The following is a 14,728-nucleotide window of genomic DNA, read 5'->3' on the forward strand; positions in this document are numbered from 1 at the left end:
GTGACGCAGGAAGATGACAGAAAGATGATCCTCCGGCGCTGTTAATTATTTAGCAGCAGCCGGATGATCCAGCAAGGCAGGGAAGCGTAAATTCATCCAAATCGCAGGGGTTAAATCAGCTCCGGCCAGGCGACGGCCGCAACGCCATTCAGTTCAGGCCTAGAGAACAGGAAGCCCTGAAACTGGGTCACGCCCGCGGCTTCAAGCCACATCCACTCTTCCGGTTGTTCTATGCCTTCGGCGATAACGCCAATCTCCAGTGAGGCGCAGCATTTCAGAATGGCATGAATGATTGCCTGTTTGGGCCCACTTTTATGCACGTCAGAGATGATGGCGCGGTCGATCTTAATCTTGTCGGGCTGAATGCGGGTCAGCAGCGACAGCCCGGCAAAACCGGCACCGAAATCATCCAGCGCCAGGCTGATGCCGGCTGCTTTCAGCTGCCTGATGGCGGCTTCAAATGCCTCCGGCTGCGAGATGATTTCATTCTCGGTAAACTCAACCATGACCTGCTCTGGCACCAGTCCCTGGGCCGCAATCTCATTCAGCAAAAAGGGGACGGCGTCGGGCACTTCCACCAGGGTCATCGGCAACAGATTAATCGACAGGGTCATCCCCTTAATCTCCAGCTTCTTCGCCTGAGCAAAGGCGATCTTTTTTGACCGAAGATCGACCTGATAAAGCTCTTCGCGTGTCAGTCGGGCAAAATAGTCGAGCGGCGATTCTCCCTGCGGACCGCGCAACAGTGCTTCCAGCGAAACGATCTCGCAGGCGAAGGGATCAACAATAGGCTGAAACGCAAAGCTGACTTCATTCGTAGCCACCAGCGCCGCATCGCCTTCGCGCTGCTCTGTCTCGTTACGAATAAACGTCCAGCAGCTGGCGGCAGGGATCTCGAAATAGTTCTCTTTTTCGCGCGCTTCAACAAAGGTGCGCAGGAACTGCAGTGCGCGATCGGCATAGGTCATCTGATATTTCGTGGTGCATTTTTCCAGCACTGACTCCAGCACGGTTTCCTGATCGTGGAGCCGCAGATCGAAGAGCTCCATACCAACATGACCAAAACGTCGCGCCGGGGCGTAATCGCGCAGCAGTTCGACCAGATTATGGTGGCGCGGATCCTGGCAAATCCGGCTATAGACCGCCTTTACTGCCGCCTCCGGACCCTCCAGAAGCTGGAAAAAATGCGTGCCATTGAACAGTAAAATTCCGGTGACATTGGACGATTTGTTGATTTTATTTGCTTTCCGCGCCAAATCATTCAGGGTCTCGAGCTGCACATTTTCAGTGAGGTGGCTGCGATAGATGATTGTCGACAACATAAAGGTTTCCCGACTTTTTTATTTTTTTGTTAAGGCACTTTACCAGAAGCTTCTCCTGGGGAAAACGAGGGCCAGTATGACTTTCTTATTCTTACGCTATTATTTTAATCAACTGGCGGCGTGGTATCGCCGGTTCCCAAAGAACGTTGCATGAAAACGGTATCCAGCCAGCGGCCCTGTTTGAAACCCACCGAACGCAGGATGCCTGTCATCTCAAAACCTGCTGCCTGATGCACGGCAATCGACCCCTGGTTCTCGCTGTCGCCCACGTTGGCGATCATCTGACGAAACCCTGCCTGCTCAGCCCAGGCAATGGCATGCTCTAACAGACGTGAGCCGGCACCACGCTTCTGAAAGCCGGGATCGATATAAATCGAGTCTTCCAGCGTATGCCGGTAGGCGTAGCGCGGGCGATAAGGTGCCAGATAGCAAAATCCACGTACGTCGCCGTCGCTGACAGCAATGAACCACGGCAGCCCTGCCTGTTGAATCTTACGCATTCGCTCGCCCATCTCTGCAGCGTCAGGGGGCACGGTCTCAAATGAGCCGGTGCCGTTAAGGACATGCCAGGCGTAGATCTGCTGAATCGCCGGGATATGGCGTTCATCTGCATCAAAAATTTCCATCATGGGGTTTTGCCCTTATCGTCTGCACCTGTTGGAAAACAACGGTATAGCGGGCGCTCATAGCGCGCAATGTAATTCTCGTGCGCATTAGCAATTTTATTATGGGCGCTTCCTCCAGGACTATTCCTGGCGAAAAAGAGAGACTCATTCCTGCCGGTTGAGTCCCGCTACTGAATGGCGGTTAAGCCTATTCTGAAAACAGCGTTAGCCGGATGATTCATGCCGTGGTTAAGGCTATTATCTGTGCCGTTCCGATAGGGTTAATAATTCACGGGAGGCGCAGCGTGATGCGATTTGTTGATTTTCTGAATAGTAAGCAGGGGCTGCGTGCAGCACGAAATCACTGCTTCGAATTAAATGGGGTTGTGCTGGGCCATTTCACAGCGTTATTCCTGCAGGATAATCAGATTATTTTCACCAAAGATGGTAAGCAGTGTGCGGTGCCATATTATCTGGGGCCCGATGAAGATTTGCTTCAGCAGAAGGTCAATCCACGAATTAAAAATATCCGCGCGATCTGAAAAGCGTCGGTGCTGCCTTTATCCGTTTAATTATAAAGTGACATGGTTATTCCTGATGAACCGTACAGTTCTGTTTTACGCTGTCTGGCAAATAATATAACCAGTTAACTCCCCGGCTTTATGCTGCTTTTAATTATTAACGTCTTATTTATCTGATGCGTTACTATTCTGCGACGGTGTAATAAACAGCAGGAGCAGGGCACTGAGTGCAAACAGCGTTAATGCCGTAATGGCACCCAGCGCGGCGTAAAGCTGACCAAACAGCAGCGATCCTGCGACCTGACCAGCTGCCAGCATAAAAAAAAGGATACCGACGCCTGTCGCGGGCTCTTCAGCTGTGGCCTGTGCTCCCCACACCAGCAACACGCCCGACAGCGTGACGTAACCTGCGCCGCAGCAGGCCACCGCAATCAGTAAACCGGCAGATTCACCGTGACTGAAGGCCAGAACCAGCAGTGGCAATGCCATTCCGCACAATGACAGCCGGTAAACCGCGTTCAGCCCGATACGGGCAGCGACCGGGCCGGTTGCGGCACCCACAATGCCTGCACCTCCGGCAACCAGCCAGAGTAAACGGGCGGTCTCTGCATCAACGCCGACATGCTGGCGCAGCAGCGCCGACCCAAAGCTTCACCAGGCCGCACTGACAAGACCCGACATCAACGCTATGCCCATCAGCCGCCGCATCGCGCGACGGTAAAGACGCTGGTACCAGCGGGTGACGCGGGCGGCGCGACCAGCCCCATGAACCGACAGCACGCGCATCACCGGCAGCAGACAGGCCAGTGACAGCAGGGCGAACAGCAGGCAGGCGGCCCGCCATCCGCCAGGCAGCACGCTCAGGATCACCACGGTCAGAATGATACCTGCGCTGGTGCCGGCGTTGATCAGGGTATTGATGCGCGGCTGATCGGCAACCGCAATCCGGTTACTGACTGCCGCGGCCAGAGCGGGCGATGCCAGCCCTGAACTCAATCCTGCAACAAACAGTCCTGTCGCCAGCAGTAGTGGTGAGGAGGCACAGGCGAGCAGCAGCAGCCCTGATGCTGCACTCAGGGCCGCCAGCAGCGCGGTCAGTCGGGCACCATAGCGGTCTGCCAGTGCGGCTGCGGTGAGAATAGTGAGGCAGTAGGCCACAAAGCTGCAGGCTGACAATAATCCCGCCTGCTGCGGGCTGAACGGAATATCTGCTGAAATCGAAGGCAGCATTAACCCCCACGAGAAGCGCGCCATGCCGTAAGTCACAGCAATCAGGCTAAAGCCTGTCAGCGCCAGCGTGGCGGGTGACCTCATCAGACCGCACCACTCTGCAATAACTGGCTGGCGACCTGTTCCGCCTGCCGCACAGCGTCAGGACCGGTAATCAGCGCTGTGGTAATCGCCCCCTCAAAGAGTATCCAGATGGCATCACTCAGATGCTGATTAACGCCGCCGCGCAGATGCGTCACGCATTGCGTAATGTAAGCACGCATCGTGGCGCGAAAGGTCAGTGCCTGCGATGCCAGCTCACTATCCCGCTCGGCATACTCTCCCCAGGCTTTCAGAAAGAAGCAGCCACGCGCGCCGTTTACTACCGTCCACTCATTCAGCACTGCAAACAGATGCGCGATTGCCTCAGGCTGTTGCGCTGGCAACAGTTCCGCCATAAAGCGCTGCTCGCGGGCGTCAAGCACCGCGGCGGTAAGTGCTTCGCGAGAGGCGAAATGATGATAAAGCGTGCGTGTTGAGACGCCCGCTTCGCGACAGAGTTGATCGGTACTGGTGGCGTGGAAGCCATGGGTATAGAAGAGCCGCTCGGCGGCCTGAAGAATATCGTCTCTCTTTTTCATTCCTTAAAAGTAAACCGATCGTTTTACTTTTTCAAGCCAGTTACGGTTAATTACTCCCGCCGGTATTGATAAACCCCTGACTCTGCCTGTATCAGCGCTTCGCTAAAAGAGAGGCGCTCTGCCGCTTTCACACTTTTTCAGCCTCAGTTTATCAATACTCATAAGTACTCCTGCGGCGAGTAATATCGTTTGTTGTGGCTCTAATCATAACGGCCGTGACATATCAGGCTGGTTATAGTGAAATTTCAAATAAATGACTGTTTTATAACGATTATTAGGGTTGCTGGCTTTTTATTGATGCATTAGAACCCTAAATGAAAGCGGGGCTGCAAAGCGGGGCGGGAAGTTTAAGCGCGCTGAATGACTGAAGCGATAATCGTGGCTGAAAAGGGCATATTCTCAAAGTCGGTTTGAGTGACGCAATAAAGTGGTTTTAGGGATAATTCTCAGTTAGTTTAATAAAGCTTCAGATTACAAATAAAAACTCTTACGAATTTTGGTTCGTTTTTTACGATACATACAGCAACTATCAGGATGACTACCATGCTCAAAGCCAGCTATTATTATCTGTGCCCGCGTCCCATGGGTGGATGGATTTTACACAAAGAAGGTTGCGTAAATCTGTCAAAGAACGATAAACGCGTTTTTATTGGTTCGCTTTATACCCGACAGCAGGCGCTGGCGGTGGCGAAAGTCCATCACGCTAATGCCATATTGTGTAATGCCTGTCTGAGCACCTTTATTTGCCCGACCACAACCAGCACGGCAATTAAACCGGCCCGGGCGGCAACGCCAACCCGCCACACGCCAAAACATTGATTGCTGAAATTAAATGGCAGCAGTAAAAGAGAATAAAAGGAATTAACAGGGCGGGGCGTTCAGAATAAAAAAGGCAGCGTAATACGCTGCCCTGATACTTATGCCTGCTTAGGCTGGCCATTTGAGGCGGTAATTCCGCCATCAACCGGCAGATTGACGCCGGTAATATAACTGGCTTCATCGCTGGCAATAAAGAGAATCGCACGAGCAATATCATCCGCTTCACCGGCACGGCGCAGCGGAATACGATCGTAAAAACGCTCCAGCAGTTCCTGATCCTGTTTGGCATCTTCGGTGAGATCGGTAAAGGTGAATCCGGGACAGATAGCATTGACCCGCACGCCATCCGCACCGTAATCCATCGCCAGCGCACGGGTGAAGTTGGTAATCGCCCCTTTAGCTGCGTTGTAGATGCTCATACCCCAGTCGCCGCCTAAGCCGGAAACGGAGGAAATGTTGACGACGTTACCTTTGCTCTTCAGCAGCGCTGGCATGAAGTAGTGAACACCGTGGAAAACGCCGTCGAGGTCAGTTTTCATCAGGGTTTTCCATGCGTCGAGGTCGACTTCATGGATGCGACCCTGAACGATAACGCCCGCATTATTTACCAGCACATCTACACGGCCATACTTCTTCAGCACCGTTTCTGACAGCTGTTTAACCTGTTCGGCTTCTGAGACGTCGCAGGCAGCCACCAGATGATCGCCCGCCGTCATTTCGGCCAGCGTCTCTTCCAGTTTCTGTCGGGTGCGTCCTACCAGCACCACGGATGCCCCTTCTTCAGCAAAGCGCTTTGCGCTGGCTTCGCCAATGCCGGATCCGGCACCTGTCACAACCACAACCTTCTGTGTAAATCTGGACATTATGCCTCCTTATCAGCATCAATTCTTACTGTTAACAACCGGTTAAGCCTGGCAACGATCTGCAAAAAAACAAGCGCAGCGCGAAATGCGCTGCGCCTGATGCCTGATTTTTAACCTGTTCAGTGACTAGGGACGTCTGAACAGGGCAAAGCTGCGTCCTTCCAGCTCGAAATCCTTCTCTTTGGTGATCACCAGTCCCCGCTTTGTCACGTCGCTGGTGGTCAGCTCCAGCACCCAGCCGCCTTCGCCAAACTGTGGAATGCGGAAGGGCACATTGCCTTCGAACGGATTAAGCAGCATCAGGACGTCATGCCAGATGCCTTCCTCGGTCTGCAGATCCGGCCGGCCGATATAGACGCCCAACGTTGAGCCTTCATCCCACTGCTCACTCTGCTGGAAGCCGCCACCGGCGTTAAACCACTTGATATCCATGCCGTCGCGCCAGTTTTCACGGCGCAGCAACGGTTGCTGAGCACGCAATGTCAGGATCTGACGGGTGAACTCGCGCAGCGCCTCGGCAGATTCCGGCAGGTTATCCCAGTGTACCCAGGAGATTTCGCTGTCCTGGCAGTAGCCGTTGTTGTTGCCCATCTGGCTGCGGCCAAACTCGTCGCCTGCCAGCAGCATCGGCGTGCCGTGGGAGAAGATCAGTGTGGCGAGGAAGTTGCGTTTCTGTCGCTCGCGCACCGCGTTAATGCCTTCGTCATCGGTCGGGCCTTCAACGCCATAGTTGTAAGAGCGGTTGTCGTTGTGGCCATCGTTGTTGTCTTCACCATTCTCATCGTTATGTTTGTCGTTGTACGACACCAGATCGTTTAGCGTGAAGCCGTCGTGCGCGGTGATAAAGTTGACGCTGGCCCATGGACGCCGACCATGCTGATCGTAGAGATCGCCGGAACCCAGCAGGCGGGCAGCAAAGTCTGTGGAGACGTTGTTGCCTTTCCAGTAGTCACGCACCGTATCGCGATACTGATCGTTCCATTCTGCCCAGCCTGGCGGGAAGCTGCCCACCTGATAGCCGCCCGGACCGATATCCCAGGGTTCACCAATCAGCTTTTTCTGCGACAGGATCGGGTCCTGCATGATGGCATCGAAGAAGCCGCCGCGCGGGTCAAAGCCATCCGGTTCGCGCCCCAGAATCGTACCGAGGTCGAAACGGAAACCGTCGATATGCATCGACTCAGACCAGTAGCGCAGTGAATCGAGCACCATCTGCAGCACACGCGGATGCGAGGTGTTCACGGTGTTGCCGGTGCCGGTGTCGTTGATGTAGTAACGATGCTGGTCGGGCATCGTACGATAATAGGAGAAGTTATCGATGCCTTTAAATGATAGCGTCGGCCCCAGTTCATTGCCCTCGGCGGTGTGGTTGTAGACCACGTCGAGGATGACCTCAATACCGGCATCATGGAAGGCACGCACCATGTCACGGAAGCCCTGAATGCCGCGCGGCCCGAAGTAGCGGGTCGCGGGCGCAAAGAAGCCCAGCGTGTTGTAGCCCCAGAAGTTTTTCAGCCCCTTATCCAGCAGGTGCTGATCGTCCGGGAACCAGTGCACCGGCAGCAATTCGACCGACGTAATGCCTAAGCTTTTGATGTAGTCAACGGTCGATTTGTGGCTCATGCCGTCAAAGGTGCCGCGCATTTCAGGTGGCAGTGCGGTGTTGAGCTGCGTAAAGCCTTTCACGTGGGTTTCATAGATGACGGTTTTCGGCCACGGCACATTCGGGCGGTTTTTATCCTGCCAGTCGAATTCATCAGGGTCGATCACCCGGCACTTTGGCGTAAACGGCGCGCTGTCGCGGGTGTCGAACGTCAGATCTTTATCGTCATGGTAGAGATCGTACGCGAAGTGCGCCTCGTTCCAGGCGATGTCGCCCGCCAGTTCACGGGCGTACGGGTCGAGCAGCAACTTGTTCGGGTTAAAGCGGTGACCATTTTCCGGGTCATAAGGGCCATAGACGCGATAGCCATAGAGCGCGCCGGGCTTCAGACCTGGAATGTAGCCGTGCCACACTTCATGGGTATATTCCGGTAGCTCCAGCCGGGCAATTTCCGTTTTGCCGCTGGGATCGTACAGACAGAGTTCAACCCGCTCGGCGTGGGCGCTGAACAGGGCGAAGTTCACGCCCTGGCCATCAAAATTGGCCCCCAGCAAATGGCTGTAACCCGCCGTAATTTCAAAACGCTGACTGTTTGACATTTATGCCTCGTTATTCAATGAACAGATTGACGCGTAATAAACAAATTCTTTCTGACTTCACTGTGCCACCAGCACGGCGCACCACTGTGACGCCAGTGCGGTAAGCGGCAGCGGGTCGCCTGCATTGAGGGTTTTACCGCTCAGCACATCCTGATAGCCGCGCTGACCGAGTGCCGCGGGCAGGGCGATATGCGTATCAGCCCAGCGCGCCTCAGACGGATGATCGAGATTCTCCGGCAATGCGTTAAAAACCCGGCGTGAGACAATCACGATGACCGCCTGATCCTCATGGGTGCGGGCAAAGGCGAGCACGTTATCCTGCTGCGCGCCCTCTGCGGACAGCGGCAGGTAGTCACCGTGGCGGAACAGCGCAGGCTGCTGCTGACGCAGCGTTAACAGCTTTACAATCGCCTGCTGATTGACCTGACCGCGCAGCCAGTGCGTCTCACTGTCATCGTGCTGTGGCGCGTTAAGCATCGCCGCCAGCGCATCAAAGTCGGGTTCGCGGCGGTTATCGGGATCAACCAGGCTGAAGTCCAGCGCCTCGCTGCCCTGATAAATATCGGGTACGCCAGGTGCGGTCAGTTTTACAACGGTCTGGGTAAGGCTGTTGACCAGTCCGGCGCGCATAAAGGGTTGCAGCGACTGACAGAAATCAGTCAGGAAGGTGCTGTTGCCGGGCGCAAGCAGATGACGGGCATAGCTCAGCACCGCCTCTTCATAGTCATCGTTATTGTCGGCCCAGTCGGTGCGCAGTTTGGCTTCACGCATCGCTTTCTCAACATAGACCACAAAGCGGGCTTCCAGCGCCGCCAGACCTTCCGCATCCTGCGGCTGCAGGGTGGTCGGCCAGACGCCGGCCAGCGCTTCATACAGCATCCACTCAACCGCCGGTTCCGGTGCCGGGCCATCTTTCAGGCGTACGACGTGATCCCTATTCATCTCCCGCCAGCGGCTCACGCACGCCGCCCAGCGCTGTGGCGCTTCGGTCAGGGTATAGAGCCGCGCACGGGCATCTTCACCGCGCTTGGTGTCGTGCGTTGAGGTGCCCGACAGCGCATCGGGTTGATGTTCGCGCCGCGCCTGCATTTCCGCATGGAATTGATCCAGCGAGAAGTGGCGCGCCAGCGGCTCAGCGCCGACTTCATTCAGCGCCAGCGCCATATGCTGGCGGAAGAAGAGGGTGTCCTCGACGGATTTCGCCATCAGCGGACCAGTCAGCTGCTGGAAGCGGGTGCGGAACTGCGTGGCATCGTCACGAGCCGCGTTGCCCACCTCTGCACGCAGAATGCGGGTCAGGAAGTCGAGCGCCTGTGTGTCGGGCGCGTCTTCGCTGGCTTTGACCTGGCTGACCACCTGGTCCAGCAGCGCGGTATCGGCTGGCGTCAGGCCTTCCGGCGTGCCATAGGTGCGGTAAACCGGGAACGCGACCAGCAGCTCACGCAGGGCATTTTTCAGCTCTGCTTCCGGCTGAGTCGTGCCTTCTGCCTCAGCAATCTTCAGTGCCAGTTGCAGTAAGCGGTTAAATTCGCCAGCAAAGTTGCGGTTGGCCATCAGCAGCTTAGCGGCACGCAGCTCCGCTTTCATGTCGACGGTTTTGCCAATCACGGCCTGATAGGCTTTACGCAGTCCGCTCAGGCGATCGCTGTCGACCAGCAGATTAGCGAGTGCAGCCATAAACTCATAACCGGTGGTGCCGGAGACCGGCCACTCGTCCGGCAACTGTTCATTGTCACCAAGAATTTTTTCCACGGTGAGATAGCAGTCGGGACCGGCAGCCTGGCGTAACTGCTCCAGATAGCCGCGCGGATCGGCCAGACCATCCACGTGGTCGACGCGCAATCCCTGCACCGCGCCGCTGTGGACCAGTTCGAGGATCAGCTGATGAGCGGCATCAAAGACAGCCTTGTCTTCCACGCGCACGCCGACCAGACCGGTCACTTCAAAGAAGCGGCGGTAGGAGAGATCGTTGGGTGCGTCGCGCCATGACATCAGTCGCCACGGCTGCTGGTCGTGCAGCTCGGCAATCTCTGCGGCATCGCGCAGGGCGAGTACCGCCTCTTCACGATCCTGCCAGGTCTCAGGTTTCAGCGGATAGAAATTGTCAAAGTAGGCCAGCGCCGGTTTACCGGTCTGCGGATCGCGCTGCACGCTGATATCACCGTTTTCCAGCACCGCCTCAAACGTGTCACCGAGGAACGGCAGCGTCAGGCGGCGTGACCAGTCGATATCGAAATAAGTGGCATAGCGACTCTGTTGGCCATGCTCAATGACGTCGCGCCACCACGGGTTCTCCAGCGAGGCGGCCATATGGTTAGGCACGATGTCGAGGATCAGCTCCAGCCCGGCCGCTTTCAGCGCGGCCACCATGCGGTCAAAACCTTCCCGGCCGCCAATCGACGGCTCAATCTGGTTAACGTCGGTCACGTCATAGCCGTGGGTTGATTCAGCGGTAGCGCTGAAGATCGGCGAGGCATAAAGATGGCTGATGCCCAGCTGTTTCAGGTAGGGCACCAACGCCGCCGCACGGTCAAAGGTCATGCCATTGCGGAACTGGATGCGGTACGTTGCGGTTGGAATAGTCATTCTGCTTCTCTCTTAGCCAGACGCACCACGATAGCGTTGGGAATCAGTTCGGTTGCGGTCTGCGGCCAGGCAAACAGCGTTTCACCCGGCAAATCCGGGATTGGCTGCGTGCTGTCGCCAACGTTCAGCGCCAGTGATAGCGTGCCCAGCGGGAAGTCCCAGCGCACCGCCAGGAAATCGTCTGCTGTTTTCACTATCTGCCCGGCGTCACCACCAGCGGTCTGTAGCAGCGGCACAATATGTTCCTGACGCAGCGCCAGCAGATGACGCGTCAGCGCCAGCCACTGCTGACCTTCAGGCGTTTCTGTACGCGGCCAGTCGAGTTTCGACTGTTCAAAGGTGGTGATATCGTTAGGATCCGGCACGGTTTCGCCGTGACCGGCATGGCCTTCAAACTCGCGGGCGCGACCTTCACGCACCGCTTTAGCCAGATCGCCGTGGAAATCGGTGAAGAACAGGAACGGTCGGGTTTCGCCATACTCTTCGCCCATAAACAGCAGCGGAATGTGTGGCGAGACCAGCAACATGGCCAGCAGCACCTGCGTCCGCTCTGCACCCGCCAGCGAGACCAGCCTTTCGCCCTGCGCACGGTTGCCCGTCTGGTCATGGTTCTGGATGAAGTCGACAAAGGCGACCGGCGGCTGACTGCTGCTCTTCACGCCGCGCGGCTCACCCGACTGCTTTGAGATTTCGCCCTGATAGACAAAGCCTTCTGCCAGCGCCCGCGCCACCCGCTGCGCCGGCTGGTCAGCGAAATCCTGGTAATAGGCGTGAGTTTCACCGGTTGCCAGCACATGCACGGCGTTGTGGAAGTCATCGTTCCATTCGCCGGTAAACAGCGGAGCGTCTCCGTTTTCGTCGCGCGGATGCAGGAAAGTGACGTTGCGGCAATCTTCCGTGGTGAGATGAATGGGGCGATCGGTGATGGTGGCGCGGATGCGCTCGGCAATCTCAACCAGCACATGCTTTTCGCTCGGGTCATCAATCTGATCGATGGCATCAAAGCGCAGGCCATCCAGATTAAACTCCTGCAGCCAGTAGAGCGGTGCTTCCACGATATAGCGGCGTACTGCATCAACGTCATAGGCGATACCGGCGCCCCACGGCGTCTGCCGCTCTTTATGGAAGAAGTCTGGCGCGAGCAGCGGAAGATAGTTGCCCTCCGGGCCGAAGTGGTTCAGCACGATATCCAGCACCACCGACAGGCCGTGACCGTGCGCCGCATCGATAAAAGCTTTGAAATCATCGGGTGATCCGTAGGCGGCATGCGGTGCATAGAGCAGCACGCCATCGTAGCCCCAGCCGCGATTACCGCCAAACTGCGACACCGGCAGCACTTCAATCATGGTGATGCCGGTCTCAGCCAGCACTGGCAGTTTCTCAATCGCCGCCCGGAAGGTGCCTTCCTGGGTAAAGGTGCCGATGTGCAATTCATAGACCACTGACTCTGTCCATGGACGACCCTTCCAGCCCATGTTCTGCCACTGATACGCGTCAGGATCGATCACCAGTGAGGGACCGTTGACCTCCGCTTTCTGGGCGCGGGCGGCGGGATCGGGCACTGCCGTGCCATCTGCCAGCACAAAATCATATTCGGCATTCGCCGCCACACCGGCGACCTGGGCTTCAAACCAGCCGTCAGCCTGCGGTGTCATCTCAATGTCTTGACCGGCGAGACGCAGCGTCACGCGTTGCTGACCGGTTGCCCAGAGGCGGAAACGCACCTCGTCACTGGCAACCCGTTCAGCGCCCCAACTTTTAGAAAAAGATTTGGATTCCATTCAGTTGCCTCATTTAGCCTGGAATTACGCGATGGTGACCATCGCGCGAATAGGATGTCGATGACGCAAGCGTCAAAAAATCGTAAAGCTATCAGTGAGACCCGGATGCCAGGTGGGCTGGCGCGCCTCTTCAGCCAGGAAGCTGGACTGGTATTCAGCGTGGTGCGTCGGGAAGGGAAAAGTGAGACCGCTTCCACGCGGCATACAGAGAGTAATCATAGACTAAGATGTTGCAGTCGCAGGGCGGCAGGCGGTTCAGGCGCATTAATTTGCGTTAATTGCCTGGAATCGGCCTCTGACAGGGGGAAATCATGGAAGGCAGGTTCAGAAAACCCTGCCGGATGGCGCGGATTCGCTATAAGCTTAAGCGCGAGCGCGCCGGTCACGCTGGAGGACCTGCGACACTGAACATATCAAAAGGATATTACGTGAGGAAACGCGTTCTGTTAGTCACGCTGCTGCTACTGATTTCCGCCTGTTCTAACCGGGTCGGGCACCGGCTGGACAGCCGTAATCTGCAGCAAATTCATGCCGGTCAGACGACTAAAGCCCAGTTGATCGCGCTGTTTGGTCAGCCTGACAGTGAGACGCCTTATCCGGACGGTCAGCGGTTGCTGAAGTGGACCTACAGCGAGGCGCGCACGCTGAACACCACCGAGGGGCAGACGCTGACCGTGCAGATGAAAAATGACAAAGTGCTGAACTATGCGCTGAGTAAGAGCTAATGACCTGAGCCTCAGTGAGCTGCTGTGGCGGTGCGGGACTGCCCCAGCAGGTCACCGGTTACGGCATGCCGTTTGGCTCTGCATCCCCGCTGACGGGACGCGGCTGCGCCAGACGGGCGAAATCAGACCCTGCCGGATGCTGGTAAATCTGTAGCTCAAAGTGGCGGGCCATGGCAAAAATATACTCAAAAATCGCCGCCTGGGTATTTTCATAATCGGCCCAGAAAATGGATGAGGTGAAGCAGTAGATCTCCACCGGCAACCCATCCGGCGACGGTTTCAGTGGCCGTACCACGATATACATCTCTTTCTTAATATCATCACGCTGCGCCAGCCAGGCGGTCAGGAATTTACGGAACACCATCAGGTTAGTGATGCCGTTCTCCATAAACCAGCGGTCGCCAACGGCGCTGATATCCCGTCCATCCAGCAGCTCAGTAATTGATTCGCTGGCGATGCGGATCTGGCTCATCGCCTGCAGCATCTCCTGATTTACAAAAGTGATCGATTTCTGATCAAGATAAAAGCTGCGCATGATGCGGCGTGCGCCCGAGGAGAACATCGCCTGCCAGTTGGTGTAGGTTTCGGTCAGGAAGTTCTTGGTCGGAATGCGCGAAATGGTGTTATCCCAGTTGCGGATGGTGATGGTATGCAGCGCAATATCGATCACCTCGCCGCTGATATTTCTGTCCGGCATCTCAATCCAGTCACCCAGTTGCAGGACATCGTTGGAGGAGAGCTGGATATTCGCCACCAGCGACAGCAGCGTATGCTGGAAGATCAGCATCAGCACCGCGGCGACCGCACCCAGCGAGGAGATGATAATCGCGGGCGACTTGTTGGACATAATCGCCAGAATCATGATCGCGGCAATAATATGCACCAGGATTTTGCCAATCTGGATATAGCCCTTGATCGAGTGATTCTTGCGCTTCGATTTGCGTGAGTAGGAGTTGTTAACAATCTCCAGCACTTCGTTGAAGAAGATCGAGAGATAGACAAAAAACAGGATGCCGCAGATGGTCTGAATCGCCACTTTCAGGTTTTCAGGCAGGCCCGGCATAAATTGCAGGAAATTGTAGACCACAATCACCGGCACAAAATTTGACAGCTTCTGAGAGAGGCGGACATCTTTATCCAGCGGAACGTCTTTTTTATGACCGCTGAAAAAGACCTTCCTGATCACTTTGACGATGAAAAATTTGCAGATCAGGTGAGTGACCATCCCGGCCATAATCAGCAGCAGCAGGCTGAAGCCGATCGACAGCACCCGGTTTCCCTCAATAAAACTCATCAGACTCTGAATGTAATGCATGTTAACCACGTGCGAAAAATGTAAGGGGCGAATTCAACCACAGCATGGGGTTGCTTGTTAAGCGCGGAATGCGTTCAGGCCCCGTCGCCCCCTTTTTTCAGTGCAGTACGACGGGCTGGCTGCATCCGGCGTGTTGCGG

At 56.0% G+C, this 14,728-nt stretch carries 11 protein-coding genes and 1 pseudogene; 3 read left to right on the top strand and 9 right to left on the bottom strand.

Translation table 11 applies throughout. The annotated features are described in order from the left end of the window. Positions 1-110: 110 nt before the first annotated feature. Together N1689_RS04725 and N1689_RS04730 are read right to left on the bottom strand one after the other, a co-directional pair. Positions 111-1,322, bottom strand: coding sequence for a diguanylate phosphodiesterase (locus N1689_RS04725; RefSeq protein ID WP_161732530.1), 1,212 nt, complete (start codon positions 1,320-1,322; stop codon positions 111-113). A gap of 104 nt (positions 1,323-1,426) precedes the next feature. Continuing rightward, the gene (locus N1689_RS04730) at positions 1,427-1,948 is read right to left on the bottom strand and encodes a GNAT family N-acetyltransferase (RefSeq protein WP_161732561.1); all 522 of its coding nucleotides are present in this window, start codon (positions 1,946-1,948) and stop codon (positions 1,427-1,429) included. Positions 1,949-2,172: 224 nt separating this feature from the next. Here N1689_RS04730 and N1689_RS04735 point away from each other — a divergent pair, with 224 nt between their 5' ends. Beyond that, positions 2,173-2,469, top strand: a complete 297-nt coding sequence (locus N1689_RS04735) for a hypothetical protein (protein ID WP_237566675.1) — start codon at positions 2,173-2,175, stop codon at positions 2,467-2,469. A gap of 144 nt (positions 2,470-2,613) precedes the next feature. Here the strand turns inward: N1689_RS04735 and N1689_RS04740 are convergent. After that, a pseudogene (locus N1689_RS04740) lies at positions 2,614-3,762 on the bottom strand (MFS transporter). Next, the gene (locus N1689_RS04745) at positions 3,762-4,298 is read right to left on the bottom strand and encodes a TetR/AcrR family transcriptional regulator (RefSeq protein WP_161732526.1); all 537 of its coding nucleotides are present in this window, start codon (positions 4,296-4,298) and stop codon (positions 3,762-3,764) included. Before N1689_RS04745 ends, N1689_RS04740 begins: the two are co-directional and overlap by 1 nt. Before the next feature lie 543 nt (positions 4,299-4,841). Here N1689_RS04745 and N1689_RS04750 point away from each other — a divergent pair. Then, positions 4,842-5,117 carry a hypothetical protein gene (locus tag N1689_RS04750; protein WP_033732518.1) on the top strand — a complete coding sequence of 92 codons (276 nt, stop codon included), beginning with the start codon at positions 4,842-4,844 and terminating at the stop codon, positions 5,115-5,117. A gap of 98 nt (positions 5,118-5,215) precedes the next feature. Here N1689_RS04750 and N1689_RS04755 read toward each other — a convergent pair whose 3' ends face one another. The 4 genes from N1689_RS04755 to treZ all read right to left on the bottom strand — a co-directional run bounded on the left by N1689_RS04755 (position 5,216) and on the right by treZ (position 12,549). Then, the gene (locus tag N1689_RS04755; RefSeq protein ID WP_150038030.1) at positions 5,216-5,980 is read right to left on the bottom strand and encodes an SDR family NAD(P)-dependent oxidoreductase; all 765 of its coding nucleotides are present in this window, start codon (positions 5,978-5,980) and stop codon (positions 5,216-5,218) included. A gap of 126 nt (positions 5,981-6,106) precedes the next feature. Further along, entirely contained in the window at positions 6,107-8,182 is a 2,076-nt protein-coding gene (glgX, locus tag N1689_RS04760; protein ID WP_161732524.1) for a glycogen debranching protein GlgX, read from the bottom strand. A 57-nt stretch (positions 8,183-8,239) separates the two neighbouring features. Further along, complete coding sequence (gene treY / locus N1689_RS04765; RefSeq protein ID WP_260058122.1) at positions 8,240-10,768, bottom strand: malto-oligosyltrehalose synthase; 2,529 nt, start codon at positions 10,766-10,768, stop codon at positions 8,240-8,242. After that, positions 10,765-12,549 (bottom strand): malto-oligosyltrehalose trehalohydrolase, encoded by a 1,785-nt coding sequence (treZ, locus tag N1689_RS04770; protein WP_222924093.1) that lies wholly within the window; start codon positions 12,547-12,549, stop codon positions 10,765-10,767. Before treZ ends, treY begins: the two co-directional genes overlap by 4 nt. 428 nt (positions 12,550-12,977) lie before the next feature. Between treZ and N1689_RS04775 the strand changes: the two genes are divergently transcribed. Further along, on the top strand, positions 12,978-13,274 hold the full coding sequence (locus tag N1689_RS04775) for a hypothetical protein (RefSeq protein ID WP_161732518.1): 297 nt from the start codon (positions 12,978-12,980) through the stop codon (positions 13,272-13,274). Positions 13,275-13,332: 58 nt separating this feature from the next. Here the strand turns inward: N1689_RS04775 and N1689_RS04780 are convergent, their stop codons facing one another. Next, positions 13,333-14,589: a mechanosensitive ion channel family protein gene (locus tag N1689_RS04780; RefSeq protein WP_161732516.1), complete on the bottom strand. Its 1,257-nt coding sequence runs from the start codon at positions 14,587-14,589 to the stop codon at positions 13,333-13,335. Positions 14,590-14,728 lie beyond the last annotated feature (139 nt).

The organism is Pantoea sp. XY16, assembly GCF_025153065.1.
Taxonomy (GTDB): Bacteria; Pseudomonadota; Gammaproteobacteria; order Enterobacterales; family Enterobacteriaceae; genus Pantoea; species Pantoea alfalfae.

Coding starts and splice junctions, on each gene's coding strand:
- N1689_RS04780 (WP_161732516.1), bottom strand. CDS start 14,589: ATGCATTACATTCAGAGTCTGATGAGTTTTATTGAGGGAAACCGGGTG.
- treZ (WP_222924093.1), bottom strand. CDS start 12,549: ATGGAATCCAAATCTTTTTCTAAAAGTTGGGGCGCTGAACGGGTTGCC.
- N1689_RS04745 (WP_161732526.1), bottom strand. CDS start 4,298: ATGAAAAAGAGAGACGATATTCTTCAGGCCGCCGAGCGGCTCTTCTAT.
- N1689_RS04755 (WP_150038030.1), bottom strand. CDS start 5,980: ATGTCCAGATTTACACAGAAGGTTGTGGTTGTGACAGGTGCCGGATCC.
- treY (WP_260058122.1), bottom strand. CDS start 10,768: ATGACTATTCCAACCGCAACGTACCGCATCCAGTTCCGCAATGGCATG.
- N1689_RS04730 (WP_161732561.1), bottom strand. CDS start 1,948: ATGGAAATTTTTGATGCAGATGAACGCCATATCCCGGCGATTCAGCAG.
- N1689_RS04750 (WP_033732518.1), top strand. CDS start 4,842: ATGCTCAAAGCCAGCTATTATTATCTGTGCCCGCGTCCCATGGGTGGA.
- glgX (WP_161732524.1), bottom strand. CDS start 8,182: ATGTCAAACAGTCAGCGTTTTGAAATTACGGCGGGTTACAGCCATTTG.
- N1689_RS04725 (WP_161732530.1), bottom strand. CDS start 1,322: ATGTTGTCGACAATCATCTATCGCAGCCACCTCACTGAAAATGTGCAG.